22 protein-coding genes and 1 rRNA gene are annotated in these 25,646 nt (G+C 65.9%); all 23 read right to left on the reverse strand.

Going from position 1 to position 25,646, the window contains the following annotated elements; translation table 11 throughout:
- Nucleotides 1–127: 127 nt before the first annotated feature.
- A 16S ribosomal RNA gene (locus tag LKD76_RS25905) occupies nucleotides 128–1,644 on the reverse strand.
- 450 nt (nucleotides 1,645–2,094) lie between these two features.
- Nucleotides 2,095–3,357: a UDP-N-acetylglucosamine 1-carboxyvinyltransferase gene (murA, locus tag LKD76_RS25910; protein WP_227984025.1), complete on the reverse strand. Its 1,263-nt coding sequence runs from the start codon at nucleotides 3,355–3,357 to the stop codon at nucleotides 2,095–2,097.
- A gap of 10 nt (nucleotides 3,358–3,367) precedes the next feature.
- Nucleotides 3,368–3,976 (reverse strand): cob(I)yrinic acid a,c-diamide adenosyltransferase, encoded by a 609-nt coding sequence (locus tag LKD76_RS25915; RefSeq protein WP_227984026.1) that lies wholly within the window; start codon nucleotides 3,974–3,976, stop codon nucleotides 3,368–3,370.
- A gap of 24 nt (nucleotides 3,977–4,000) precedes the next feature.
- A complete protein-coding gene (locus LKD76_RS25920; RefSeq protein WP_227984027.1) occupies nucleotides 4,001–4,423 on the reverse strand; it encodes a DUF2550 domain-containing protein in 423 nt (140 codons plus the stop codon).
- 405 nt (nucleotides 4,424–4,828) lie between these two features.
- Nucleotides 4,829–5,203: a F0F1 ATP synthase subunit epsilon gene (locus LKD76_RS25925; RefSeq protein ID WP_227984028.1), complete on the reverse strand. Its 375-nt coding sequence runs from the start codon at nucleotides 5,201–5,203 to the stop codon at nucleotides 4,829–4,831.
- A gap of 5 nt (nucleotides 5,204–5,208) precedes the next feature.
- Entirely contained in the window at nucleotides 5,209–6,657 is a 1,449-nt protein-coding gene (gene atpD / locus LKD76_RS25930; RefSeq protein WP_227984029.1) for a F0F1 ATP synthase subunit beta, read from the reverse strand.
- Between the two features lie 92 nt (nucleotides 6,658–6,749).
- A complete protein-coding gene (locus LKD76_RS25935) occupies nucleotides 6,750–7,718 on the reverse strand; it encodes a F0F1 ATP synthase subunit gamma (protein ID WP_227984030.1) in 969 nt (322 codons plus the stop codon).
- A 129-nt stretch (nucleotides 7,719–7,847) separates the two neighbouring features.
- Nucleotides 7,848–9,488, reverse strand: a complete 1,641-nt coding sequence (atpA, locus tag LKD76_RS25940; RefSeq protein ID WP_227984031.1) for a F0F1 ATP synthase subunit alpha — start codon at nucleotides 9,486–9,488, stop codon at nucleotides 7,848–7,850.
- 68 nt (nucleotides 9,489–9,556) lie between these two features.
- Complete coding sequence (locus LKD76_RS25945; protein ID WP_227984032.1) at nucleotides 9,557–10,366, reverse strand: F0F1 ATP synthase subunit delta; 810 nt, start codon at nucleotides 10,364–10,366, stop codon at nucleotides 9,557–9,559.
- Between the two features lie 88 nt (nucleotides 10,367–10,454).
- The gene (locus LKD76_RS25950; protein ID WP_227984033.1) at nucleotides 10,455–11,009 is read right to left on the reverse strand and encodes a F0F1 ATP synthase subunit B; all 555 of its coding nucleotides are present in this window, start codon (nucleotides 11,007–11,009) and stop codon (nucleotides 10,455–10,457) included.
- 5 nt (nucleotides 11,010–11,014) lie between these two features.
- Entirely contained in the window at nucleotides 11,015–11,263 is a 249-nt protein-coding gene (locus LKD76_RS25955) for an ATP synthase F0 subunit C (protein ID WP_025347580.1), read from the reverse strand.
- Between the two features lie 70 nt (nucleotides 11,264–11,333).
- Entirely contained in the window at nucleotides 11,334–12,128 is a 795-nt protein-coding gene (gene atpB, locus LKD76_RS25960) for a F0F1 ATP synthase subunit A (protein ID WP_227984034.1), read from the reverse strand.
- 297 nt (nucleotides 12,129–12,425) lie between these two features.
- Nucleotides 12,426–12,878 (reverse strand): Cg1360 family ATP-synthase-associated protein, encoded by a 453-nt coding sequence (locus LKD76_RS25965; protein ID WP_227984035.1) that lies wholly within the window; start codon nucleotides 12,876–12,878, stop codon nucleotides 12,426–12,428.
- Nucleotides 12,879–12,900: 22 nt separating this feature from the next.
- Nucleotides 12,901–14,052: an MraY family glycosyltransferase gene (locus tag LKD76_RS25970; RefSeq protein ID WP_227984036.1), complete on the reverse strand. Its 1,152-nt coding sequence runs from the start codon at nucleotides 14,050–14,052 to the stop codon at nucleotides 12,901–12,903.
- Nucleotides 14,053–14,063: 11 nt separating this feature from the next.
- Entirely contained in the window at nucleotides 14,064–14,729 is a 666-nt protein-coding gene (locus tag LKD76_RS25975) for an L-threonylcarbamoyladenylate synthase (RefSeq protein ID WP_227984037.1), read from the reverse strand.
- Nucleotides 14,730–15,194: 465 nt separating this feature from the next.
- The gene (gene prmC / locus LKD76_RS25980) at nucleotides 15,195–16,100 is read right to left on the reverse strand and encodes a peptide chain release factor N(5)-glutamine methyltransferase (RefSeq protein WP_227984038.1); all 906 of its coding nucleotides are present in this window, start codon (nucleotides 16,098–16,100) and stop codon (nucleotides 15,195–15,197) included.
- A gap of 17 nt (nucleotides 16,101–16,117) precedes the next feature.
- The gene (gene prfA / locus LKD76_RS25985; protein ID WP_227984039.1) at nucleotides 16,118–17,200 is read right to left on the reverse strand and encodes a peptide chain release factor 1; all 1,083 of its coding nucleotides are present in this window, start codon (nucleotides 17,198–17,200) and stop codon (nucleotides 16,118–16,120) included.
- A gap of 88 nt (nucleotides 17,201–17,288) precedes the next feature.
- The gene (rpmE, locus tag LKD76_RS25990) at nucleotides 17,289–17,525 is read right to left on the reverse strand and encodes a 50S ribosomal protein L31 (protein ID WP_227984040.1); all 237 of its coding nucleotides are present in this window, start codon (nucleotides 17,523–17,525) and stop codon (nucleotides 17,289–17,291) included.
- 804 nt (nucleotides 17,526–18,329) lie between these two features.
- On the reverse strand, nucleotides 18,330–20,384 hold the full coding sequence (rho, locus tag LKD76_RS25995) for a transcription termination factor Rho (protein ID WP_308188587.1): 2,055 nt from the start codon (nucleotides 20,382–20,384) through the stop codon (nucleotides 18,330–18,332).
- Nucleotides 20,385–20,727: 343 nt separating this feature from the next.
- Nucleotides 20,728–21,687 carry a homoserine kinase gene (gene thrB, locus LKD76_RS26000; RefSeq protein WP_227984041.1) on the reverse strand — a complete coding sequence of 320 codons (960 nt, stop codon included), beginning with the start codon at nucleotides 21,685–21,687 and terminating at the stop codon, nucleotides 20,728–20,730.
- A 25-nt stretch (nucleotides 21,688–21,712) separates the two neighbouring features.
- Complete coding sequence (gene thrC, locus LKD76_RS26005; protein ID WP_227984042.1) at nucleotides 21,713–22,810, reverse strand: threonine synthase; 1,098 nt, start codon at nucleotides 22,808–22,810, stop codon at nucleotides 21,713–21,715.
- On the reverse strand, nucleotides 22,807–24,213 hold the full coding sequence (locus LKD76_RS26010; RefSeq protein ID WP_227984043.1) for a homoserine dehydrogenase: 1,407 nt from the start codon (nucleotides 24,211–24,213) through the stop codon (nucleotides 22,807–22,809). The genes thrC and LKD76_RS26010 overlap by 4 nt, the downstream gene beginning before the upstream one ends.
- Nucleotides 24,210–25,640: a diaminopimelate decarboxylase gene (lysA, locus tag LKD76_RS26015; RefSeq protein WP_227984044.1), complete on the reverse strand. Its 1,431-nt coding sequence runs from the start codon at nucleotides 25,638–25,640 to the stop codon at nucleotides 24,210–24,212. The genes LKD76_RS26010 and lysA overlap by 4 nt, the downstream gene beginning before the upstream one ends.
- Nucleotides 25,641–25,646 lie beyond the last annotated feature (6 nt).

A 25,646-nucleotide genomic window follows, 5' to 3' on the forward strand; every position in this document is an offset into this window, starting at 1 on the left:
CGTCTCACATGCGAGGAGTTTGTCAGTGTTCCACCCATGAGCTCCGCAGTTCCACATTCGGGAACATAAGCGGCTCTGGCACTTTCGCGTCCGACTCTTCGGAGCGAACAGTGCAGATGCTCCTTAGAAAGGAGGTGATCCAGCCGCACCTTCCGGTACGGCTACCTTGTTACGACTTCGTCCCAATCGCCAATCCCACCTTCGACGGCTCCCTCCACAAGGGTTAGGCCACCGGCTTCGGGTGTTACCGACTTTCATGACGTGACGGGCGGTGTGTACAAGGCCCGGGAACGTATTCACCGCAGCGTTGCTGATCTGCGATTACTAGCGACTCCAACTTCACGGGGTCGAGTTGCAGACCCCGATCCGAACTGAGACCGGCTTTAAGGGATTCGCTCCACCTCACGGTATCGCAGCCCTCTGTACCGGCCATTGTAGCATGTGTGAAGCCCTGGACATAAGGGGCATGATGACTTGACGTCGTCCCCACCTTCCTCCGAGTTGACCCCGGCAGTCTCCTGCGAGTCCCCGCCATTACGCGCTGGCAACACAGGACAAGGGTTGCGCTCGTTGCGGGACTTAACCCAACATCTCACGACACGAGCTGACGACAGCCATGCACCACCTGTACACCAACCACAAGGGGGGCTACATCTCTGCAGCTTTCTGGTGTATGTCAAACCCAGGTAAGGTTCTTCGCGTTGCATCGAATTAATCCACATGCTCCGCCGCTTGTGCGGGCCCCCGTCAATTCCTTTGAGTTTTAGCCTTGCGGCCGTACTCCCCAGGCGGGGTACTTAATGCGTTAGCTACGGCACGGATCCCGTGGAAGGAAACCCACACCTAGTACCCACCGTTTACGGCGTGGACTACCAGGGTATCTAATCCTGTTCGCTACCCACGCTTTCGCTTCTCAGCGTCAGTTACTGCCCAGAGACCCGCCTTCGCCACCGGTGTTCCTCCTGATATCTGCGCATTTCACCGCTACACCAGGAATTCCAGTCTCCCCTGCAGTACTCTAGTCCGCCCGTATCGACTGCAAGCTTGCAGTTGAGCTGCAAGTTTTCACAATCGACGCGACGAACCGCCTACAAGCTCTTTACGCCCAGTAATTCCGGACAACGCTCGCACCCTACGTATTACCGCGGCTGCTGGCACGTAGTTGGCCGGTGCTTCTTCTACAGGTACCGTCACTTTCGCTTCGTCCCTGTCGAAAGAGGTTTACAACCCGAAGGCCGTCATCCCTCACGCGGCGTCGCTGCATCAGGCTTTCGCCCATTGTGCAATATTCCCCACTGCTGCCTCCCGTAGGAGTCTGGGCCGTGTCTCAGTCCCAGTGTGGCCGGTCACCCTCTCAGGTCGGCTACCCGTCGTCGCCTTGGTAGGCCATTACCCCACCAACAAGCTGATAGGCCGCGGGCCCATCTCGCACCGATAAATCTTTCCACCACAAACCATGCGATTCGTGGTCATATCCGGTATTAGACCCAGTTTCCCAGGCTTATCCCAGAGTACGAGGCAGATCACCCACGTGTTACTCACCCGTTCGCCGCTCGTGTACCCCGAAGGGCCTTACCGCTCGACTTGCATGTGTTAAGCACGCCGCCAGCGTTCGTCCTGAGCCAGGATCAAACTCTCCGTTGAAGACTCTCAACTCACTCCGAAGAGCAAATCAGAAGTATCTCGAACCAGAGTCCGAAAACCTAACTTAAACGCCAGCCGGAAAATTAGCTGACAAAAATATCCGACCCTCACACGGGGGGTGAAGATCGGAACCAAAAACAAAATTTTGGCACTGACATTCATCGACACACTATTGAGTTCTCAAAGAACACACGCACACACCATCGCGCAGATTGCTATCTGTTTGATCGGTGAGGCAACTTTTCAAGCTTAGCTTGACCATCGCCCCGAACCAAATCGGGGTCTCGGTTGAGCCAGTGTGATCGTCCGGCGCTCTCCGTACAACCTCGTTTCCCCTTGCCTCTCGGCCCGGGGTCGGTGTCCGTGTCGCTCTGACCTGGAATAAGTTACGTGGCGGTGGATTCTATGTCAAATCGCCTGGTCAGGAAGGTCTTTCGGGTGTCCTTCCGGCTACGCCACGGTGCCGACCCGCTCGACCTGCGCGCCCAGGGATCGCAAGTTCTCCACGAAGTGGGGATAGCCGCGATCGATGTGGAAGACATCGTGGACTTCGGTGACACCGTCGGCGACCAGACCCGCGAGCACCAGACCGGCGCCGGCGCGGATATCCGACGACCAGACCGGAGCACTGGACAACCGGGGAATCCCCCGCACGACCGCGTGATGCCCGTCGGTGCGCGCGTCGGCGCCCAGGCGGATCATCTCCTCGACGAAGCGGAAGCGGGCTTCGAAGATGTTCTCGGTGATCATCGAGGTGCCGTCCGCGATCGTCGCCAGACCGATGGCCATCGGCTGGAGATCGGTGGGAAACCCCGGGAACGGCAGCGTCGAGAAATTCACGGCGAGCGGTCGCGCGGGCTGCTCGACCCGGAAACCGTTGGGTTCGAACGACACTCGCGCGCCGGCCGAGCGCAGCTTGTCCAGCACCAGCGACAGGTGCTTCGGGTTGAGACCGATGACCCGCACATCGCCCCTGGTCATCGCCGCCGCGATGCCCCAGGTCGCGGCCACGATGCGGTCACCGATCACCTGATGGGTGGTGGGGGCCAGCTTGCGCACGCCGGAGATGGTCAGCACCGAGGTGCCCGCACCGTCGATCCGCGCACCCATGCGGGTGAGCATGGTGCACAGATCCACGATCTCCGGCTCCCGGGCGGCGTTGTCGATGACCGTCTCCCCCTCCGCGAGGACCGCGGCCATGAGGATGTTCTCCGTCGCACCCACCGAGGGGAAGTCCAGGCGGATGCGCGCGCCCTGCAGTTCGTCGGCACGCGCGACCAGACAGCCGTGTTCGATTTCGCTGGTGGCGCCGAGCAATCGCAGTCCGGCCTGATGCATGTCCAGCGGGCGCGAGCCGATCGCGTCACCGCCGGGCAGGGCGACCACCGCACGCCTGCAGCGCGCCATCAGCGGTCCGAGCACGCATACCGACGCGCGGAACTGCGTCACGGCCGGGAAGTCGGCGTGGTACTTGGGCTCGGTAGGAGTCGTGATGGTCACCACCGAACCGTCGACGGTGACATCGCAGCCCAGACCCCGCAGGACCTCGGCCATCAGCGGCACATCCAGGATGTCCGGGCAGTTCGTGATCGTCGTCGTACCTTCGGCCAACAGAGCGGCGGCCATCAGCTTGAGCACGCTGTTCTTCGCGCCACCCACTGAGACCTCGCCGACCAGCCGGCTGCCCCCGGTCACCAGAAACCGTTCACTCACGGGGGTCAGCCTAACGGGAGGACTGGTCGGTCGAGGCCGGTCCGCCGGTCTCCGATCCACCCGGACGCCACAGCACGTCACCGTCCGGGTTGGCGACCCGCCCGAGGATGAACAGCAGATCGGACAGCCGATTCAGGTACTTCGCCGGCAACACGCCCAGATCCTCGGAATGGGCGTCGACGGCTGCCCACGCCGAGCGTTCGGCACGGCGCGCCACGGTGCGCGCGATGTGCAGCAGCGCCGCCAGTGGCGTACCCCCGGGCAGAATGAACGAATTCAGCGGCGCCAGTTCGGAATTGAACTCGTCACACCACCGCTCCAGACGGTCGATGTAGGCCTGGGTGATGCGCAGCGGCGGATATTTCGGCTCCGCCACGACCGGCGTGGACAGATCGGCGCCGGCATCGAAGAGGTCGTTCTGTACCTGGCGCAGTACCTCGGCGATGCGCGGCCCGGGGTGTCCCAGCGCCAGCGCGGCGCCCAGCGCGGCGTTGGTCTCATCGCAGTCGGCGTAGGCCACCAGCCGCGGATCGGTCTTGGGCACCCGGGAGAAATCGCTCAGACCGGTCGTACCGTCGTCGCCGGTGCGGGTATAGATCTTCGTCAGATGCACACTCATTGCTGGTGACCACCTATTTCTCGGTCAACGTCCGGGACGTCGCCGGATACGTTCGGAGGGCCGCGATTCGACCCAGGACAAAAACGCCGTCAGCGCGGCGCGGTCCAGGGCCAGCTCATAGCTGCCGTCACCGTCGGAGACCGCGATCACCACGATGTCGTCGGTCATGATGTCGTACTCGTCCCCTACGGGGGAACGCCGGTCGACCACTTCGATACCGAGCCGCCGGATCGTCGAATCCGGCCCCACCTTGAGGCTGGTGAGTTTGTAGAAGACGAGCCTGGACTCGCCGTACCGGATCAAGCCGTGCCGCCAGCCCTGACCACCCTGTGCGGGCAGTACACGCAGAATCGCCGCGGTGCCGCCCCGGCGCAACATGATCAGGCGATACAGCGAAACCAGCGCCACGCCGACCAGCAGCAGCACCAGAATGATCAGAAGTATCATCCCGGTCCGCAATCCAGGCCCGTCCCTTCGCTTCGCCCCTGTGCCGTCGCCAGCGCCGTGCCATCCCCGTACAAGGCCGCTCCGGCAGCGAGTCTACAAACCGGAGCGAGGTGGCACACAGCCGGTACATCCGTTCCACAAACGAGAATATCGGCACATCGGCCGATACGGAGGAAGGTGATCAGAAGCACAGTCGCACAACGGCATTCGAGACCCGTCCGGACGGGCCGGAAATCCGGCGGGCACACGCTCGATCAGGTTACGCGGCGCGAGGCCCGTACGTTGAAGCACACACCTCACAGGGCCACCGAGACGACGTATGGCGGCCCGGGATATCCGGGCCGCCATACGTCTGACGCTATTCGATTGTCGCCGTGGGTATCTCCTCGGCGCGGCAGTCCGGGATCAGGCTCCGGCCGCTTCGACCGCACGCACGCGCGCGGTCGCCGCATTCTGCTCCTGCTCCGAGGAATTCGGATCGGCCAGTACCGCACGCGCGGCGTCGATATCGACATCGGCCGCGAATTCCGCCGACTCGGCGAGAATCCGGACGGCCTCACCCGTGCAGGAGAAGAAACCACCGTGCACGGCCGCGACGATCCGCTCGCCCTCGGCGCTCTCGATGGTCACGATGCCACCCTCGACCAGCTGGCCGAGGACGGGCTCGTGACCGTGCAGAATACCGATCTGACCTTCCGTGGTCTGGGCGCTGACGAAACTCGCCTGGCCCGACCACAGCCGCCGCTCGATGGCGACCAGATCAACTGACATATCCGCCATGGTGACTACTTCCCGGCGATCTTCTTCGCGGCCGCCTCGACGTCGTCCAGGCCACCGCAGGAGTTGAACGCCTGCTCCGGCAGGTGGTCGAACTCGCCCTTGCAGACCCGCTCGAAGTCGTCGATGGTCTGCTCCAGCGGCACGACCGAACCCGGCTGACCGGTGAACTTCTCGGCCACGATGAAGTTCTGGCCGAGGAACTTCTCCAGACGACGGGCGCGGCCGACGAGAACCTTGTCCTCTTCGGAGAGCTCGTCCATACCCAGAATCGCGATGATGTCCTGCAGTTCCTTGTACTTCTGCAGGATGCGCTTGACCTCGTTGGCCACCGCGAAGTGCCGCTCACCGACGATCGACGCCTCGAGGATACGAGAGGTCGAGGTCAGCGGGTCGACGGCCGGGTAGATACCCTTCTGCGAAATCGGGCGGGAAAGCTCGGTGGTCGCATCCAGGTGGGCGAAGGTGGTCGCCGGCGCCGGGTCGGTGTAGTCGTCGGCGGGGACGTAGATCGCCTGCATCGAGGTGATCGAACGACCACGGGTCGAGGTGATGCGCTCCTGCAGCTGACCCATCTCGTCCGCCAGGGTCGGCTGGTAACCGACGGCCGAGGGCATACGACCCAGCAGGGTCGAGACCTCGGAACCGGCCTGGGTGAAACGGAAGATGTTGTCGATGAACAGCAGCACGTCCTGACCCTGCACATCGCGGAAGTACTCCGCCATGGTCAGCGCGGACAGGGCGACACGCATACGGGTGCCCGGCGGCTCGTCCATCTGGCCGAAGACGAGGGCGGTGTCCTGGAGGACGCCCATCTCTTCCATTTCCAGGTGGAGGTCGGTGCCCTCACGGGTGCGCTCACCGACGCCGGCGAACACCGACGTACCGGAGAACTCACGCGCGATACGGGTGATCATCTCCTGGATCAGAACGGTCTTGCCGACACCGGCACCACCGAACAGACCGATCTTGCCGCCCTTCACGTACGGGGTCAGCAGGTCGATGACCTTGATACCCGTTTCCAGGATCTCGGTCTTGCCCTCGAGCTGGTCGAAGGCGGGCGGCTGGCGGTGGATGCCCCACTGCTCGCCGTCGCGGCCCAGACCGGGGGTGTCGAGGCAGTCGCCGAGGGCGTTGAAGACGTGGCCCTTGGTGACGTCACCGACCGGCACCGAGATCGGCTTACCGGTGTCGGACACCGGAACGCCGCGGACCAGGCCGTCGGTCGGCTGCATCGAGATGGTGCGGACGATGTTGTCGCCCAGATGCTGCGCGACCTCGAGGGTCAGGGTCTTGGCCACCGACGGCAGGGTGATGTCGGCGTGCAGAGCGTTGAACAGCTCCGGAATGGCGCCGCGCGGGAACTCGACGTCAACGACGGGGCCGGCTACCCGGACGACGCGGCCTGTGCCAGCGCCCGCCCGGCTTGTGTTTTCTTGGGTGACAGCTGCGGTCATCTTTTCTCTCCGAGTAGATTGCGGTATTTGCGGAGCCCTACGTGGTTACGCAAGCTCCCTCCTTCGGGCTCGTCGCTCATACCGCGGGGGGCTTAGTCGCGGTCCGAGCTCGCCAGCGCGTTCGCGCCGCCGACGATTTCACTGATTTCCTGCGTGATGTTGGCCTGCCGGATCGAGTTCGCCTGGCGGGTCAGGGTATTGACCAGCTCGGTGGCGTTGTCGGTGGCAGCCTTCATTGCGGTGCGGCGCGCGGCCGACTCCGAGGCCGCGGCCTCGAGCAACGACGAGTAGATGCGGGTGTTGATGTACTTCGGCAGCAGGGCACCGAGCAACTTGTCCGCATCGGGCTCGAACTCGTACAGCGAGGAGATCTGCGCGTCCGGAGAGTCCGTCAGCATGTCCTCACCGAGTTCGTAGTTCTCGTCCACGAAGCTGACCTGGATGGGGGCCAGCCGGCGTACCTCGGGAACCTGCGACAGCATCGACACGAAGCGCGTGTAGACGATGTGGATCTCGTCCACACCCTCGATCGTGCCCGCACCGTCCGGTGCGGTGACCTCGCTGTCGGAACCCGCCATGAACATGTCGACCAGGTGCCGGCACGCGGCCGAGGCGTCGGTGTAGTGCGGCTGCTGCGAGAAGCCCGTCCACGATCCCGACACCGAGCGGCGACGGAACGTGTAGTACGTCAGGCCCTTGTTGCCCATCACATACAGCACCGGCTCCTTGCCCTCGGAGCGCAGCGTCGTCATCAGCTCTTCGGCGCGCTTGAGCACGTTGGAGTTGTAACCGCCGCACATACCGCTGTCGCTGGAGATGACCAGGATGGCGGCGCGGCGCGGATTCGCCCGCTCGGTGAGCAGCGGATGGTTGAGATTGGACGAGGCAGCGGCCAGTTCGCCGAGCACCTTCGTGATCTCTTCCGCATACGGCTTCGCGGCCGCAACCCGAGCCTGGGCCTTGCTGATTCGCGAGGTCGCGATCAGTTCCTGGGCCTTGGTGATCTTCTTGATCGAGCTCACGCCACGAATACGGGAGCGCAATTCACGCAAGTTCGCCATCAGCGGTTCACACTCCCTTCTGTATCTGATTGCGGCATGGCGCGGGGCGCTGCGTGGTTACGCAAGCTGCCTCCTTCGCGCCGGTCGCGCATGCCGCGCGTCGGATCGGTAGGCATCGTCGGACCCGGCTTACTTCTCGACGTGCTTGCGGGTGACCGACAGCGACTCGACCTCTTCGTGATCCAGCTCGCCCGCCTCGGCCTCGTTGACCACGCGACTGCCGTCGGAAGCCAGGAAGCCCTGCTTGAAGCGCTCGGTCTCGGTCTTCAGCGCGTCGGCGGCCTCACCTTCGAGCCTCTTGGCGCCACCGTCGAGTGCGTCGAAGGAGCTCTGCGCCTTGTTGTGCAGGTGCTCGAGCAGCTCGGCGTTGAAGCGACGAACGTCCCCGACCGGAACCGAGTCGTAGTACCCGGCATCGACCAGATAGATCGACACGATCTGGTCCTCGACCCGGACCGGCGAGTACTGATCCTGCTTGAGCAGCTCGACCCAGCGGGCGCCGCGCTCGAGCTGAGCCAGCGACGCGGCGTCGAGGTCGGAGGCGAAGGCCGAGAAGGCCTCGAGCTCACGATAGGAGGCCAGCTCCAGACGCAGCGAACCGGCGACGGTCTTCATCGCCTTGGTCTGAGCGGCGCCACCGACACGGGAGACGGAGGTACCGACGTTGATAGCCGGTCGCACACCCTTGTTGAACAGGTCGGACTCGAGGAAGACCTGGCCGTCGGTGATGGAGATGACGTTGGTCGGAATGAAGGCCGAGATGTCGTTGGCCTTGGTCTCGATGATCGGCAGACCGGTCATCGAACCCGCGCCCATCGCGTCGGACAGCTTCGCGCAACGCTCCAGCAGACGGGAGTGCAGGTAGAAGACATCGCCGGGGTACGCCTCACGGCCCGGCGGGCGGCGCAGCAGCAGCGAGATGGCGCGGTAGGCCTCGGCCTGCTTGGACAGGTCGTCGAACACGATCAGGACGTGCTTGCCCTGGTACATCCAGTGCTGGCCGAGCGCGGAACCGGTGTAGGGCGCGAGCCACTTGAAACCGGCGGAGTCGGACGCGGGGGCGGCGACGATGGTGGTGTACTCCATCGCACCGTGCGCCTCGAGCGCGGACTTCACGCCGGCGATGGTGGAGCCCTTCTGGCCGATCGCGACGTAGATGCAGCGCATCTGCTTCGTCGGATCGCCGGACTCCCAGTTGGCCTTCTGGTTCAGGATGGCGTCGATGCAGACCGCGGTCTTACCGGTCTTGCGGTCGCCGATGACCAGCTGACGCTGGCCACGACCGATGGCGGTCAGCGCGTCGATGGCGGTGATGCCGGTGGCCATCGGCTCCTCGACCGGCTGGCGCTCCAGCACGGTCGCGGCCTGCAACTCCAGCACGCGGCGCTCGTCGGCCTCGATCTCGCCCAGGCCGTCGATCGGCTGGCCGAGGGGGTTGATGACGCGGCCCAGGAACTTGTCGCCGACCGGCACCGAGAGCACGTCACCGGTGCGGCGGACCTGCTGGCCCTCTTCGATGCCGTCGAACTCACCGAGGATGACCGCACCGATCTCGTCGGGGTCGAGGTTCAACGCGACACCCAGCACACCGCCGGGGAATTCGAGGATCTCGTTGGTCATCGCCGACGGCAGTCCACTGACGTGCGCGATGCCGTCACTGGTGTCGGTGACCGTACCGATCTCCTCGATGGAGGTCTCGGGGGTGTAGCTCTGGGTGTAGCTTTCGATCGCGCTACGGATCTCATCGGGGGAGATCGTCAGCTCCGCCATGGTTCTTCCTGCTCTCGCTGTGGTCTGGAATGTCGGGTGGGTGCCGGGTCGATCGGCTGGGGTCCGGCCTAGGCCAGGGCTTGGCGCAGGCGCTGCAGTCGACCGACAGCGCTGCCGTCGATGACGTCGTCACCGATGCGCACGACGACGCCGGCCAGCAGGGTCGGGTCGACCTGCACGTGGATCGTGACCGGCTTGTCGTAGATGCGCTGCAGCGATGCGGCGAGATGGTCTCGCTGCTGCTGCGTGAGGGCCGTCGCCGAACGAACGTGCGCGACGATCTGCTTGCGCAGCGACGCCGCCAGATCGGACAACTGGTCGAAGGCGACGCCGACATCACCGTGCGAGCGGCCGACCGCCTGCTCGGCCAACTGCATGGTGACGTCTTCGACCTTGCCGGTGAGCAACCGCACCAGTAGATCCCGCTTCGCCGCTGCCGGCTTGCCGTGATCGGTGAGCGCCTGCTCCAGATTCGGATTGTCCTCGACGGTGCGACCCAACCGGAACAGTTCGTCCTCGACGGCGTCGATACGTCCGCGATCGGCCGCGGAGCGCAACAACGCCTCCTGCCCGAGCAGCACGAGGGTGTCGACCAGATCCCGGGTACGGGACCAGTCCTGCGCGACGGCAGTGGTCAGCACGGCCTGAGTGGCCGCGCTGATCTTGCCGCCGAACACACGCTCGGCCAGTTCGGCGCGCACCGAACTCGACACCGACTTATCCGCGAGCGCCACACGCAGCGAACGCTGGTCGTCGAGCACGGCGACTACGGCGAACAGTTCGGAGCCCGTCGTGGCGGCGACGGAGTCACTCCCGGTGAGTGCGGCCGAAAGAGCTTCCCTCGCACGGGAACTCGCCTCGCGGCTCGCTGCGTACATGCTTCCCACTTTCACTGGTTCGAATTCCGGGGCCCGGTGTGATCGTGCCGGTGACTTGCGTCACCGAACAAGACCTCTCAGGCGCAGGTTACCTTCCGACCCCGATGCTGGCCTTCTCATCCAGCTCGGTCAGGAACCGGTCGATGGACGCAGCCTGCTTGGCTTCGTCCGCCACGGACTGCCCGATGATCTTCTCGGCCAGGTCGACCGCGGTGCGGCCGAGCTCGGACCGAAGCTCGGTCACGATCTGCTGACGCTGCGCGTCCAGCTGAGCGTGGCCTGCGGTGACGATGCGATCGGCCTCGGCCTGCGCCTCCGACCGCAGCTGGGCGAGGATCTGCTGGCCCTGGGTGCGCGCTTCCTCACGGATGCGTGCCGCCTCGAGCCGGGCCTCCGCCAGCTGCTGCTGGTACTGCTGCAGGGTTTCCTGAGCCTCGGCCTGCGCGACCTCGGCCTTGGCCATGCCGCCTTCGATCTTCTCCGAGCGCTCGTCGAGCACCTTCGTCAACCGGGGAACGACGTACTTGTAGAACAGGACCCCGATGACGACAACGCACACCACCGACCAGACGATGTCGTATGGCTCCGGAATCAGAGGGTTCTTGTCCTCTGCATTCTCGGCGAGCAAGTACATGCTGTTCATCGGAATCAGAAAATGAAGCCGGCGACGAGACCGATCAGAGCCAGGGCCTCGGTGAACGCGATACCCAGGAACATGTTGGTCCGGATGGTGCCCTGCAGCTCGGGCTGACGGGCGATGCCCTCGATCGCCTTACCGACGACGATGCCGACGCCGACACCCGGGCCGATGGCGGCCAGACCGTAACCGATAGCGCCGTAGCCCTTGACCCGATCCGAGGTCTGGGCGAGTTCGGCGGCCACGTAGGAGAGGCTCATGAGATTTCTTTCCCTTTCTGTTGCCCACCCACCCGGCGGCGTGTGGGGCAGTTCTTGTGCGGTCGAGCGGTCAGTGCGAGTCGGCGTGTTCGGCGAGGCTGATGTACACAGCCGTCAACAGCGCGAACACATAGGCCTGCAGGAAGATCACCAGAAGTTCGAACAGTGTGAATCCGAGTCCCGCGAGCAAGGAGAACGGCGAGAAGACCTTCATCCACGAAGCGGCGTCGAAGAGGAAGAACTGGGTGGCGCTGAAGAACAGCACCAGCATGATGTGACCGGACAGCATGTTGGCCATGAGTCGGACGGTCAGCGTGAACGGACGCAGGATGAAGGTCGAGACGAACTCGATCGGAATCAGCAGCCCGTGCAACGCGATCGGAACATTCGGCACGACGATCGACGAGCGCATGTACCGCCAGAAGCCGTACTTGCGAATACCCACGTAGTTGAACGTGATGTAGGCGATGGCGGCCAGCACAATCGGCATTCCGACGCGCGCGTTCGAGGAAATGTTCAACAGCGGTATGACGCTGGAGAAGTTCAGGAACAGCACCGTGAAGAAGATCGTGGCGATCAGCGGGAAAAACCTGCGGCCGGTCTTCTTGCCCAGCACTTCATCGCAGATCTGCTCACGAACGAACAACAGGCCGATCTCCGCGATGTTCTGCAGACCACGGGGAACGAGACGAGGACTGCGGAATGCGAGCAACATAACCGCAATCAGCACCGCCGCCATGATGAGGCGAACCATCATCAACCGGTCGATCTCGAAAGGTGTCCCCCCGAACAGCAGTGCATCGGGGAAGAAGTCTTGTAGCGAAGGCGCGTGGAACTCGCCCGCCAGAGTGGTGACGCTCAGCATTCTCTCCCGTGTTCGGGCCGCGGGACATGTTTCATCCCGCGGTTCGATCGGACATTGACGATCAGGTGGTCGACTCAGGTCGGCTCGAAGTTCGTCAGCAGCTGCGCGGGAAGTCCCGCCGTGGCGTCTGTACGTCGGCGACATCGTCGACGGTGCAGGGCCGGTACTTCTCACAGAAGGTCCGGCACGGCAGCAAGCATAGCCTCTGCCACCGGTAACGATGTGATCGCCCCCGGGGTTCGGTGCTTACGGTAAAGAGTTTACCAAGCTATCTACGACAACGTGTAGGGGGTCGGCTCACACGCTGGAATGATCTTGGTCCGCGGACCCGGCCGGCGGATCGATCACCGGAACACGTTGGCGCAGAAGTCCGTACGTCTCCGCTCCGAGAACAATCAGCAACGCCCCGACGACGGTCAGGAACAGCGTGCCCGGGCTGTAGAAATCGAACTGGTGCAAGATCGCGACGACGATCATCACGACCAGGAGTTTGCCGATCCAGCTCGCCAGCATGACCATGCCCTGAATGCCGGAATCCAATTTCGCACTGAACAGCACGAGGGCCGCGGTCATGAGAATGAAGAATCCACCGATCGCGGATCCGATCAACGCCCCCCAGAAACCGGCCCAGCCCGCGGCGATCGAGCCGGCAACCACCGAAACCAGGACCAATACGCACAATCCGGCGATGCCGTAGCGCAACGCAGCTCGTAGCGGGGCATCGGGATGGAATTCGGGTGCCGTGCTCACGTTGAGCCACTTTACTCGGTCCTTACTTGCGGCGACCGCGTAGCCCGGGCAGCTCGCGCAAAGATGGGACGGCCGTCACAACCAGAGCGAAAACCAAACCGGCCGCGAACAGCAGGACCACTACCGTCCGATCCATCAAAGATGTGCCGACCGCCGCAAAAGCCAGGACGCCGACCCACAGATAGATCAACAACACGACGCGGCGATGAGAATGGCCGATCTGCAACAACCGATGGTGCAGATGCATTTTGTCGGGTGTGGAGAAACTCACGCCCGCGCGTACGCGCCGGACGATTGCGAGTACCAGATCGAGTACCGGAATGAACATCACCGCCCCCACCAGCAACAGCGGTGACAACAGACCCACGATGTCGCGCGGCCCGTATCCGGTGAGCGGAATTCGACCGGAGGCGCCGGTGGAAACCGCGGCGAGCAGCAAGCCGATCAACATAGAGCCGGAATCGCCCATGAATATTCGCGCGGGATGGAAATTATGTGGCAGAAATCCCAGGCAACCACCCGCCAGGGCCGCGGCCAGCAGGGCCGGCGGATAGGTGTCGGTGGCGCCGCCCTGCTCGTAGAGCAAACCGACGGTGAATACGAAGACCGCGAGCGCGGCGATCAATCCCAGTCCGGCGGCGAGGCCGTCGAGACCGTCGACGAAATTCATCGCGTTGATCATGGTGACGGTGATCGCCACTGTCACCACCCCGCCCTGCAACTGGTCCAGCACCACGGTGGTGTTGCTGAAGGGGTTGTAGATGGCCACCCAGCTCAGTCCCATCACGGCCATCACGCCGGCCGCGGTGATCTGCCCGACGAATTTGGTGAGCGCGTCCAGGCCCCAGCGGTCGTCGACTATGCCCACCAGCACGATCAGGGTGCCGGCGATCAGGACCGCCGGAATATCCCGGGGATAGTCGAAGCCCCGGCGCAGCGCGGGCAGTTGGTGGGCGAACAGCGCGGCGGCGAGCACGCCCATGTAGATGCCGACCCCGCCCATCCGCGGAATCGGCTCCAGGTGCACATCGCGATCTCGCGGCACCGCGATGGCGCCGAAGCCGATGGCCAGCACCCGGATGCCGCCGGTGGACAACATGGTCACCACCGCGGATACCAGCAGGACCAGGAGGAGTTCGCGGAGCGGGACGACCGCGCCCTGACTGAAAACCATCTACCAGGCCGTCAGCGGGTGGGCTCGGGGGCGAGTTCGTCCGGCGACATGCCCAGGACCTCGGCGACCCGATCGATGGTCACCGCGCCGGCCCGCAACACCCGCGGCCGGTCACCGGTCAGGTCCACGATCGTGGAGGGCACGCCGTGCTCGGCCTGGCCGCCGTCGAGATAGACACCGACCTGCTCGCCCAGCTGCGCGCGGGCCTCCGCCACCGTCGTCGCGGGCGGCTGCCCGGAGACGTTCGCGCTCGACACCGCCATCGGGCCCACCTCCCGCAGCAGTTCCAGCGCGATGGGGTGCAACGGCATGCGCAACATCACCGTCCCGCGGGCATCACCGAGATCCCAGGCCAGCGAGGGCGCTTGCTGCACGACCAGGCTCAGGCCACCGGGCCAGAAGGCCCGGATCAGGTCCCGGGCCTGCGGCTGCACGGAGAAGACGAGTCCGTCGATGGTGTTCCACGAACCCACCAGCACCGGCACCGGCATATCGCGCCCGCGACGCTTGGCCGCCAGCAGGGCGGCGACGGCCGCGGAATCGAACGCGTCCGCGGCGATTCCATAGACCGTGTCGGTGGGTATGACGGCCAGCCGTCCGGATTTCAGGGTCGTCCGCGCGGCAGTCACACCGGCAGCACGAGAATCGGGATCGGAGCAGTCGTAGACGGTACTCACGGCGGTGAGTCTATTGAATGTGTCTCACGGCACGTTGTCCGGCGTCGGACCTGAGCCCGGCGGCCTGTACTCCGGTCCCGACGGCGGGGTCGATCAGGGCGCCCCAGAAACCGCCGGGCACATTCGACCGGCGCATCCGGCACGGCGCCGGAAGCAATTGGCACGCGGCCGGCGAACTCAGCTCCGGTAGCCGGCCGTCAACTCGTGTGACCACGACGGTTGACGAACGATTCCGCGCGGTGCGAACGCGGCCACAGCGGGCTCGATATCGCGTACCGGCGTCCCGTCGATCGCATCCGGGATCGGACCGTGACCGTCAGACCGCCGACAGCAATCAGCGGGCACACGGTCACGTCGATCCGGTTCGGCCGGGCCTCACCGCGCTGATTCCGGCGCGCGGCCGATCGGTATTCCCGCGTGGATGCCGGGCGCCGGTGTGAAGATCACGTCACCGGCCCGGCACCCTCATCGGTTTCGCGATCGGGCCGCGACGAAGCGTGGCTTCCCGGCCAGGTCGGGATGTTCGGCGATCCCGACGAAACCGCCCTGCGCCTCGAACAGAGCCGCGACCCGCGGACCGTGCGAATCGTCGTGTTCGACCGCGGTGACGCCCTCGGGGCGCAGCAACCGGGCGATGGTGGCGATCATCGGTCCGATCACCGCCAGACCGTCCCGGCCGGCGAACAGCGCCGAATGCGGATCGTGTTCGGCCACTTCGGGATCCAGCCGGGCACCGGCGGGGATATAGGGCGGATTGGCGACCACCACGTCGACCCGGCCGTCGAGTTCGGCGAGCACCGCGGGGTCGGTGACATCGCCGGCGTGCACGGTGATCGGCGTATCCCCCAGTGCCGCTTGCCGATCGGCGTTGCGCTGCGCCCATTGCCGTGCGGTGGGGTCGATTTCGACGGCGTGCACCTCGACGTCGGGGCGAGCGTTCGCGATCGCCAGGGCCAGCGCACCGGATCCGGTGCACAGGTCGACCACGATCGGCGGGTGGTCGTGTCCGGCGGCCTCCAGTTGCGCCAGCGCCCAGGCGAAGATCAACTCGGTTTCCGGGCGCGGAACGAAAACTCCCGGACCGACCTCGAGGTCCACCTCACCCATCGACGCGATTCCGGTCAGATGCTGCAACGGCACCCGCTCGGCGCGCCGGGCCACGAGCTTGCGGAACCGCTCGAGTTGTTCGGGGGTGACCATCGGGATCAACGCCAGCCGCGGCCGCTCGACCTCGAGGATATGGGCTGCGAGGTGTTCGGCGTCGATCTGCGGACTGGGTACGCCCGCCGCGGCCAGTACCCCGACCGCCTCGTTGATCGCGGGACGCAGCGGCACGCGATGGTGACCGCTCGCCACGGGAGTTTCGCCCATCGGTGGGCCCTCGATTCCTACTCTGCCGCGAGCCGCGCGGTGCGGTCGGCCTCACCGAGCGCGTTCAGCAGAGCGTCCAGCTCACCGTCGAGCACCGAGTCCAGGTTGTGTGCCTTGAAGCCGATGCGGTGATCGGTGATGCGGTTCTCGGGGAAGTTGTAGGTGCGGATGCGCTCGGAACGGTCGACCGTCCGAATCTGCGACGCGCGGCCCGCGGCAGCGTCGGCCTCGGCCTGTTCCTCGGCCAACGCCTGCAACCGCGCCGAGAGCACCTGCATGGCACGCAACTTGTTCTGCAGCTGGGAGCGCTCGTTCTGACAGGTCACCACGATGCCGGTGGGCAGGTGGGTGATGCGAACCGCCGAGTCGGTGGTGTTGACACCCTGGCCGCCCTTACCGGAGGAACGGTAGACGTCGATGCGCAGATCGGATTCGTCGATCTGCACCTGTTCGACCTCATCCGGCTCCGGATAGATCAGCACGCCGGCCGCGGAGGTATGGATGCGGCCTTGGGATTCGGTCACCGGCACTCGCTGGACGCGATGCACGCCGCCCTCGAACTTCAGCCGCGACCAGACGCCGTCACGGCTGGGCTCGCGGCTCTTGATCGACAGCGTGGCCTCCTTGTATCCGCCCAGATCGGAGACGTTGGCGTCGAGAACCTCGACCTTCCAGCCGTGCCGTTCGGCATAGCGGATATACATCCGGGCCAGATCGGAGGCGAACAGTGCCGACTCCTCGCCCCCTTCACCCGATTTCACCTCGAGCACGACATCGTCGGCATCGTGCGGATCACGCGGGGCGAGCAGATCGGTGAGCGTCTTCTCGAGCTCGGCCACCTGCTGTTCGAGGCCGGGAACCTCGGCCGCGAACGACGAATCGTCGGCGGCCAGCTCCCGGGCCGCGGCGAGGTCGTCACGGGCGGTGCCGAGTTTGGTGTAGGTCGACATGATCGGCGCCAGTTCGGCGAACCGCTTACCGACGCGCCGGGCCTCGGCCGGGTCGTTGTGCAGCGCGGGATCGGACAGCTGCGTCTCCAGGCCGGCGTGTTCGGCGAGGATGTCGTCGATGGCGGATGGGGCCGTGATCTTGTCGGCCATGGCGGTTATGCCTCCTGCTCGGAGTATCGGACACCAGAAACGCACCAACGCCCGGCCTGCGCTGGCAGGACGGGCGTTGGCGGGGTAGCTACTTGGCTTCCGAGGACTCGGACTTCTTGGCACGCTTGCCGTAGCGGGCCTCGAAGCGGGCGACGCGGCCGCCGGTGTCGAGGATCTTCTGCTTGCCCGTGTAGAACGGGTGGCACTGCGAGCAGACCTCGACGGTGATGTGGCCCGACTCCTTGGTGCTGTGAGTCTGGAAGGTGTTGCCGCAACCGCAGACAACGGTGGTCGGCACGTATGCCGGGTGGATTCCTGCCTTCATGGGTGTCCTCTCGATCTGGCCCCGGGTCGCCCGAGCCCACAGCAGCGCTGCGCGGCCTTACTGGACGTGAACCGGAACCGACTAGGCGGGATGGTCTGCCGATCGCAGACGCACCGACGATCCAGTATGCCAGAACCGCCGATACGCACCCACAACGCACCCCACGACCGGTTTGTTCCCGTCACCGTCCGGCGTGAACGGGGCCGGAGCCCCAGGAACTGGTGGCACGCGCTTTCGGCGCGCTCGAGCGAGGGTGAAAACGAGTAGTCGCCTACTCGGGAATGTGAACACCTTTGTTCGTAGATTCGTTGCAGGAGTAGGGGCCTATGCCCGACGAACCGACGACGCGAGGGACACCAGTGATTTTCCACGCCGTGCCGGGGGCGCGCAGATCCCGAGCCCCCGCACTCGATGCCCGTCCTCGGGATACTCGTCGAATCCGCGTGCTGCCGGGGGGTACGTATGCGAGAGAGATCTCCGCCGGTGCGGTTCTGGCCGCATTGGCGCTGATGGCGACGGCCGGGTGGATCACCGCCCCGGGCCGGCCCGACCCCGAACCCGCCGCTCCCGCCGCAGCACCGCCGAAGGCCTATCAGTTCGCCGCGAACTCGGTCTACACCGGCACGATCACCGGGGCCACCGCCCTGATCCTGATCGGGCTGATCGCCGGCGCCGCGGTGGTCGGCCTGCTGTTCTACGCGCCGCGGCCGCCGCGGCGCGACGATACGAAGGAAAGACCCGTCCAACGCACCGCGGCGGCCGCGCCCGAAAGCGCGAACCGCCGCAGTGTGTGCGCACGACCTCTTACTCGTCCAAGGCTCCCGGCGCGGTCTTCGAGACCGTCATCAAGAATTCGACGTTGTTCTTCGACTTCTTCAACCGGTCGATGAGCAGGTCGATCGCCTGCTGCGAATCCAGGCCCGACAGCACCCGGCGCAGCTTGTGCACGACCGCCATCTCGTCGGGCGACATGAGCAGCTCGTCGTGGCGGGTGCTGGAGGGGTTGATGTCGACGGCCGGGAACACGCGACGCTCGGCGATCTTGCGATCGAGTTTGAGCTCGGCGTTACCGGTGCCCTTGAACTCCTCGAAGATGACCGTGTCACCGGTGGAACCGGTCTCCACCATCGCGGTGGCGATGATGGTCAGCGAGCCGCCGTTCTCGATGTTGCGCGCCGCGCCGAGGAATCGCTTGGGCGGGTACAGCGCGGTGGAGTCCACACCACCGGACAGGATGCGACCCGACGCCGGCGAGGAGTTGTTGTAGGCGCGGCCCAGACGGGTGATCGAGTCGAGCAGCACGACGACGTCCTGCCCCATCTCCACCAGGCGCTTGGCCCGCTCGATCGCCAGCTCGGCGACCGAGGTGTGATCGCTCGGCGGCCGGTCGAATGTCGAGGCGATCACCTCGCCGCGCACCGAGCGCTGCATATCGGTGACCTCTTCGGGACGCTCGTCCACCAGCACGACCATGAGGTAGCACTCGGGGTTGTTGATGGCGATCGCATTCGCGATGTCCTGCAGAATCGTGGTCTTACCGGCCTTCGGCGGCGACACGATCAGGGCGCGCTGCCCCTTGCCGATCGGCATGATCAGGTCGATCACGCGCGTGGTGAGCTTGTTCTGCTGGGTTTCCAGGCGCAGTCGCTGGTTCGGGTACAGCGGAGTCAGCTTGTTGAACTCCGGACGGCGCTTGGAAGCATCGACATCCGAGCCGTTGACCGTGTCCAGCCGCACCAGCGGGTCGAACTTCTGGCGCTGATTGCCCTGTTCACCCTCGCGCGGAGCGCGGACCGCACCGGTGATCGCGTCACCGCGGCGCAGACCGTTCTTGCGCACCAGGTTCATCGAGACATACACATCGTTCGGACCGGCCAGATAGCCGGAGGTCCGGACGAACGCGTAGTTGTCGAGCACATCGAGGATGCCGGCCACCGGCTGCAGGACATCGTCGTCGCGCAGCTCGACGTCGCGGCCCTCGCCGCCCTCACGATCACGACCGCCACGGCGGCGCTCCCGGAACCGGCGACCGCGGCGACCGCGACCGCCTTCCTCGTCGTCGTTGCCGCGGGCCGGGCCGTTCTGACCGGCCTGGTTCTGACCGCCACCGGACTGGTTGCGGTCGCGACGACGCTCGCCCGAGTCCTGGTCCGGCTTGGCGTCGCCCGAGGTCTCGGCCTTCGATTCGGTCTTGGCCTCGGCGCGGTTGTCACCGTCACCGCGCTGGTCGCGGCCACGACGCTGCCGGCCCCGACCGCGCTGACCACCCTCACGACCGGACTCGTCACCCGAATCCGCCGGGCGCGCAGCGGATTCCGCCTTCTCCGGCTTCGCGGACTGATCCGTCTTGGCGGCGGCCTTCGCGGGGGCGCCGTCGGCCGGTGCGGAGTCGGCGACGCCGTCGAGCGTCTGCTGCCGGCCGCGCGCGACGCCGTTGCGGCCGCCGCCCTTCGACTCGTTCTTGGCGCGATCCTTACCGCTCGTTTCGGCGGACTTGGAAGTCTCGTTCTTCGACGGCGCACCGGATTCGGTCGCTACGTCGGCATTCGACGCGGGCGTCGCGTCGGCATCGGCGGATTTCGCATCGCCCCGGCCACCGCGCGCGGGCTTGCCGGCGGAGGCCTGGTTTTCCTTGATGGCGGCGATGAGATCGCCCTTGCGCATACCGGATGTGCCTCGGATACCGAGCTCTCCGGCAAGCGCACGCAACTGCGGCAACAACATTCCAGTCAGCCCCGATCGTGCGACGTCGGTGTGTTCGCTCATCTTCGAAATCTGTCCGGAGTCACTTTCGCGGCCGTCCGAGGGACCAGCAGTGGTGTCCACCCCGGGTGTCGCGAGCAGGTCCGTATCTGTCACGGAGATCCTTTCCTTCCCTCGATTGCCGTGTGCATATTCGAGGGTTCGTCCCGAAGCCCGATCACTGTGCCGAGCTCGGATGCCGTATCGCCTGCCCCGCCGGACCGATGGAATTACCACCTGGTCACGGCCACCGGTTCATTGAATGGGAGTGATCATTCCAGTCGCTGTCCCCCACGTCGAGGTCGAAGTCCCGAGTGATTCGAGCCCCCGAGCCACTTAGCTTGAAGCAAGGAGCCTGCTGGAGCGATTGCCCTGATGAAGCACCGGCGTCTGACGCGCACGATGTACGGACGTGCTCAGGATAGCTCTGTCTGATCAGGTCAGCAAGGCAGCCACGCCATCAATCCACGCGTACACCCGCGGAAATATCCGGTTCGACCACGCGCAGACCCTCGCTGTCTGCGAGTTTACGCAGGTCGTCCGGAAATTCTTCGGTTCCCAGCGCCAAGATCGTCGGACCGGCGCCCGACACCATCGCGGCGAGCCCGGCCATCCGCAAACGCGCGATCCACGCGGTCGTCAGCGGCAGCGCCGAGGACCGGTAGCCCTGATGCAAGCGGTCCTGGGTCGCCGGCAGGAGCAGGTCGGGACGGTCGGTCAGCGCGACCACCGCCAGCGCCGCGCGGCTGACGTTGAACGCGGCGTCGCCGTGCGGAACCATATCCGGCAGCAGGCCGCGGGTGTGCGCGGTCGAGGACCGCTCCTGCGGGATCAGCACCGTGGCGCGCAGGTTCGGGTGCGGATCAAGCCGTACCGCGCGGTAAACGCGCTGGTGGTGCTCGACGGTACCGCCCGCGTCGAGTTCACCGGCGCGGTCGGTCTCGGTCCACGACACCACGATGCCGCCGAGGACGCTGGCGGCCGCGTTGTCGGGATGACCCTCGAATTCCGAAGCCAACTGCACCAATTCGGCATCCGAACCCGGCAGCGCCGGATCGAATTTGGCGGCCAGCCCGCGCGCGGCGGCCAGCCCGCCGACCACCGCCGAGGCGGACGATCCCAAACCTCTCGAATGCGGAATGACGTTGCGGCACACCACATCCAGCCCATCGGCCCAGACGCCCGCGGCTTCCAACCCCCGTTCGATCGCGCGAACCACCAGATGCGAAGGGCCCCAGGGGACGTCATCGGCGCCCTCGCCCTCCACTCGGATGGTAAGCCCGGAATCGGTGGTGCGCACGACGATCTCGTCGTACAACCCCAAAGCGATACCGAGCGAGTCGAAACCGGGGCCGAGATTGGCGCTGGAGGCCGGCACCCGCGCGGTGACGGTGATACCGGGTGGGAGCGTCCGCGTCATCAACTGACCTTCGCGCGAACTCAACTCAGGCCAACTCGAGCTCGCGCGCCACCGCTACCGGATCCACCGAGATCGCCTGGACCTGCGGCATACCCAGCAGCGCGGTGTCGGGATCCTTGAGACCGTTACCGGTCACGGTGCACACCACGGTGAGACCGGGCTCGAGCCAGCCCTCCGCGCGGGCGGCCAGCAGACCAGCCACGCTGGCGGCCGAGGCGGGTTCCACGAAAACGCCCTCGGTGCTCGCGACCAGGCGATACGCGGCCAGGATCTCGTCGTCGGTGGCCGCCCGGAAGGCGCCGCCGGACTGCTCCTTGGCGGCCACCGCGCTGTTCCACGACGCGGGGGCGCCGATCCGGATGGCGGTGGCGATGGTCTCGGGATCCTTCACCGGCGCACCGTTCACCAGCGGGGCGGCGCCGGCGGCCTGGACACCGAGCATCCGCGGACGGCCCGTGGTCAGACCGTCGGCGTGATATTCGCTGTAGCCCTTCCAGTACGCGGTGATGTTGCCCGCGTTGCCCACCGGCAGCGCGTGGACATCGGGGGCCTTGCCCAGCGCGTCGCAGATCTCGAAGGCAGCGGTCTTCTGCCCCTCGATGCGGGCCGGATTCACCGAGTTCACCAGGCCGACCTCGGGGAAGTCGGAGGTGACCTTGCGTGCCAGTTCGAGGCAGTCGTCGAAATTGCCCTCGACCTGAATGATCTTGGCGCCGAGCATGACCGCCTGGGCGAGCTTGCCCATCGCGATCTTGCCCTGCGGGATCAGCACCGCGCAGTGCATTCCGGCGCGGGTGGCGTAGGCCGCCGCGGAGGCGGAGGTGTTGCCGGTGGAGGCGCACAGCACGGCCTTCTGGCCGCGGGCCTTGGCGTCGGTCATCGCCATCGTCATCCCGCGATCCTTGAAGGATCCGGTCGGATTCAGGCCCTCGACCTTGAGATACACCTCACAGCCGGTGAGCTCCGACAGGTGGTGCGCGGGCACCAGCGGGGTTCCGCCCTCGTACAGCGTGACCGGCTCCCAATCGGCGCCGACCGCCAGCCGATCCCGGTACGCGGCGATCAGCCCCGGCCACGGAGTGTGCACGGCCCCGGCCGACGGCGGCGCTCCTGTCTGACTCATTCCTCGGTGCCTTCCAATCTCAAGACGCTGGTCACGGACGTGACGGAATCCAACTCGGCAAGTGCTGCCACCGTATCGGCCAGCGCCGACTCCGGTGCGTGGTGGGTGACCACGACCAGTCGTGCGCCCTCGTCGTGTCCCTCCTGGCGGACCGTCGAGATGCTGACACCGTGCTCGGCGAATTTGCCGGACACCGCCTGCAGAACCCCGGTGCGGTCGGCGACCTGCAGGTTCACGTGATAGCGGGTCGGGATGTCGCCGATCGGCGCGATCGGCAGCTCAGCATAAACCGATTCACCCGGTGCGCGGCCACCGTAGAACTTGTTGCGGGCCGCCATCACCAGGTCACCCATGACGGCCGAGGCGGTCGGCGCACCGCCGGCGCCCTGACCGTAGAACATCAGCCGGCCCGCGTTCTCGGCCTCGACCACCACCGCGTTGAAGGCGCCGGTGACCGACGACAGCGGATGCTTGCGCGGGATCAGCGCCGGGTAGACGCGCACCGACACCCGCTCCTTACCGCCGGGACGAACGGTGCTCGTCTCGTCCTCGCCGGGATTGCAGACCGCGGAGCCGTCCATCGACAGCCGTTCACTTCCTGGCATGCGCTCGCAGAGGGCGAGCAGCTTCACCGTGCAGCCGACCGCATCGGCGGTCTCGAGATCCTCAGAGGTGATCTTCGAGATGCCTTCGCGGTAGACGTCGGCGGCGGTGACGCGGGTGTGAAAGGCCAGCGACGCCAGGATCGCGGCCTTCGCGGCGGCGTCGTAGCCCTCGACATCGGCGGTCGGATCCGCCTCGGCGTATCCGAGCCGGGTCGCCTCGGCCAGCGTGTCGGCATAGTCGGCGCCGGTCTCGTCCATCGCCGAGAGAATGAAATTCGTTGTGCCGTTGACGATTCCGACGACCCGATTCACCCGATCACCGGACATCGACTGGATCAGCGGGCGCACCACCGGGATGGCCCCGGCGACGGCGGCCTCGAAATAGAGGTCCGCGCGGCTGCCCTCGGCCGCGGCCGCCAGCTCACCGGTGTAGTCGGCCAGCAGCGCCTTGTTCGCCGTCACCACCGACTTGCCGGCGTTGAGGGCGGCCAGGATCAGCTTGCGGGCCGGATCGATTCCGCCCATCACCTCGACGACCAGATCGACATCGTCGCGGCCGACCAGCGCCTCGGCATCGGTGGTCAGCAGATCGGCGGGGATGCCGCGGTCGACATCGATGCGGCGCACCGCCACACCGCGCAGCACCACCGGCGCGCCCACGCGCGAGCGCAGATCGTCGGCGTGCTCGCGCAGAATGCGCACCACCTCGGTACCGACGTTGCCCATGCCGAGCACCGCCACACCGAGGGGATGTTCGGCCCCGAAACCACCTCGGGCCTGGTTGGCCGCCTCGGTCATGAACCCACCTCCGTCGCTTCCAGGCTCATCAGATCCGCCACCGTCTCCCGGCGCAGCACCAGCCGCGCCGCCCCGTCCCGCACCGCGACCACGGCCGGGCGGGTGAGCATGTTGTAGCGGCTGGCCATCGAATAGCAGTACGCGCCCGTGGCCGCGACCGCGATCAGGTCACCGGGGCCGACATCGGCCGGCATCCAGGTGTCGCGGATGACGATATCGCCACTCTCGCAATGCTTTCCGACTACACGCGCCACCACCGGCGCGCTCTCGCTGGATCGTGAGACCAACCGGCAGTCGTACTCGGCCTGATACAGCGCGGGCCGGATGTTGTCGCTCATGCCCCCGTCGACGCTGACGTAGCGGCGCTGGGCACCGGCATCCAGGGAGACGTCCTTGGTGGTGCCGACCTCGTACAGCGTCACGGTGCCGGGACCGGCGATCGCGCGGCCCGGTTCGACCGCGATGGTCGGGGTGGGCAGTCCGATCTGCGCGGCCTCGGCCTCGACCAGTTGGCGCACCTTGCCCGCGAACTCGTCCAGCGGCGGCGGATCGTCGCTCGGCAGGTACGAAATACCCAGTCCGCCACCGAGATCCAGAATCGCGATCTGCTCGGTGCGCTCGACGCCGAACTTCTCGATCGCGTCGTGCAGCAACCGCAGCATGCGCCGCGCGGAGATCTCGAAACCGTCTATGTCGAAGATCTGCGAGCCGATGTGACTGTGCAGGCCGACCAGGCGCAGATTGCGCGCCTCGAACACCCGCGCCAGCGCCTCCATCGCATCGCCGCCGGCGATCGAGAAGCCGAATTTCTGATCCTCGTGGGCGGTCGAAATGTATTCGTGGGTATGGGCTTCCACGCCGACGGTGACCCGGACCAGGACGTCCTGGACCACACCGGCCAGCGCGGCGACCTCTTCCAGGCGCTCGATCTCGATCAGCGAGTCGACGACGATGTGACCGACACCCGCGGTGACCGCGAACTCCAGCTCGCCCACCGATTTGTTGTTGCCGTGCAACGCGATTCGCTCGGCGGGGAAACCACCGTGCAGTGCGACGGCCAGTTCGCCGCCGGAACACACGTCCAGGTGCAGGCCCTCGTCACGCACCCAGCGCGCGATCTCGCCGCACAGGAATGCCTTGGAGGCGTAGTGAACCCGCGCGCCGGGACCGAAGGCGCGGATCATATCCCGGCACCGCGAACGGAAGTCGTCCTCGTCCACGACGAACAGCGGGGTGCCGAATTCGGCGGCGAGGTCGGTGACGGGCACCCCGGCCAGGCGGACCACGCCCTCGGCGTCGCGGGACGCGTTGCGCGGCCACACCTTCTCGGGCAGGTCGATCATCTCGCGGGGGTCGGCGGGCCGCTCCGGCAGGTTCGGAGCATGGGGGATCTCGGCATGCCGAGGCCCGGCCGGATGCGCACTCACAATAAT

This window comes from Nocardia spumae, assembly GCF_020733635.1.
In the GTDB taxonomy this organism is placed as follows: domain Bacteria; phylum Actinomycetota; class Actinomycetes; order Mycobacteriales; family Mycobacteriaceae; genus Nocardia; species Nocardia spumae.

Excerpts from the sequence above, each read along its gene's own strand:
- LKD76_RS25915 (WP_227984026.1), bottom strand. The coding sequence starts at position 3,976 with ATGAGTGTGCATCTGACGAAGATCTATACCCGCACCGGCGACGACGGT.
- LKD76_RS25920 (WP_227984027.1), bottom strand. The coding sequence starts at position 4,423 with ATGATACTTCTGATCATTCTGGTGCTGCTGCTGGTCGGCGTGGCGCTG.
- LKD76_RS25925 (WP_227984028.1), bottom strand. The coding sequence starts at position 5,203 with ATGGCGGATATGTCAGTTGATCTGGTCGCCATCGAGCGGCGGCTGTGG.
- atpD (WP_227984029.1), bottom strand. The coding sequence starts at position 6,657 with ATGACCGCAGCTGTCACCCAAGAAAACACAAGCCGGGCGGGCGCTGGC.
- LKD76_RS25935 (WP_227984030.1), bottom strand. The coding sequence starts at position 7,718 with ATGGCGAACTTGCGTGAATTGCGCTCCCGTATTCGTGGCGTGAGCTCG.
- atpA (WP_227984031.1), bottom strand. The coding sequence starts at position 9,488 with ATGGCGGAGCTGACGATCTCCCCCGATGAGATCCGTAGCGCGATCGAA.
- LKD76_RS25945 (WP_227984032.1), bottom strand. The coding sequence starts at position 10,366 with ATGTACGCAGCGAGCCGCGAGGCGAGTTCCCGTGCGAGGGAAGCTCTT.
- LKD76_RS25950 (WP_227984033.1), bottom strand. The coding sequence starts at position 11,009 with ATGAACAGCATGTACTTGCTCGCCGAGAATGCAGAGGACAAGAACCCT.
- LKD76_RS25955 (WP_025347580.1), bottom strand. The coding sequence starts at position 11,263 with ATGAGCCTCTCCTACGTGGCCGCCGAACTCGCCCAGACCTCGGATCGG.
- atpB (WP_227984034.1), bottom strand. The coding sequence starts at position 12,128 with ATGCTGAGCGTCACCACTCTGGCGGGCGAGTTCCACGCGCCTTCGCTA.
- LKD76_RS25970 (WP_227984036.1), bottom strand. The coding sequence starts at position 14,052 with ATGGTTTTCAGTCAGGGCGCGGTCGTCCCGCTCCGCGAACTCCTCCTG.
- prmC (WP_227984038.1), bottom strand. The coding sequence starts at position 16,100 with ATGGGCGAAACTCCCGTGGCGAGCGGTCACCATCGCGTGCCGCTGCGT.
- prfA (WP_227984039.1), bottom strand. The coding sequence starts at position 17,200 with ATGGCCGACAAGATCACGGCCCCATCCGCCATCGACGACATCCTCGCC.
- rpmE (WP_227984040.1), bottom strand. The coding sequence starts at position 17,525 with ATGAAGGCAGGAATCCACCCGGCATACGTGCCGACCACCGTTGTCTGC.
- thrB (WP_227984041.1), bottom strand. The coding sequence starts at position 21,687 with ATGACGCGGACGCTCCCACCCGGTATCACCGTCACCGCGCGGGTGCCG.
- thrC (WP_227984042.1), bottom strand. The coding sequence starts at position 22,810 with ATGAGTCAGACAGGAGCGCCGCCGTCGGCCGGGGCCGTGCACACTCCG.
- LKD76_RS26010 (WP_227984043.1), bottom strand. The coding sequence starts at position 24,213 with ATGACCGAGGCGGCCAACCAGGCCCGAGGTGGTTTCGGGGCCGAACAT.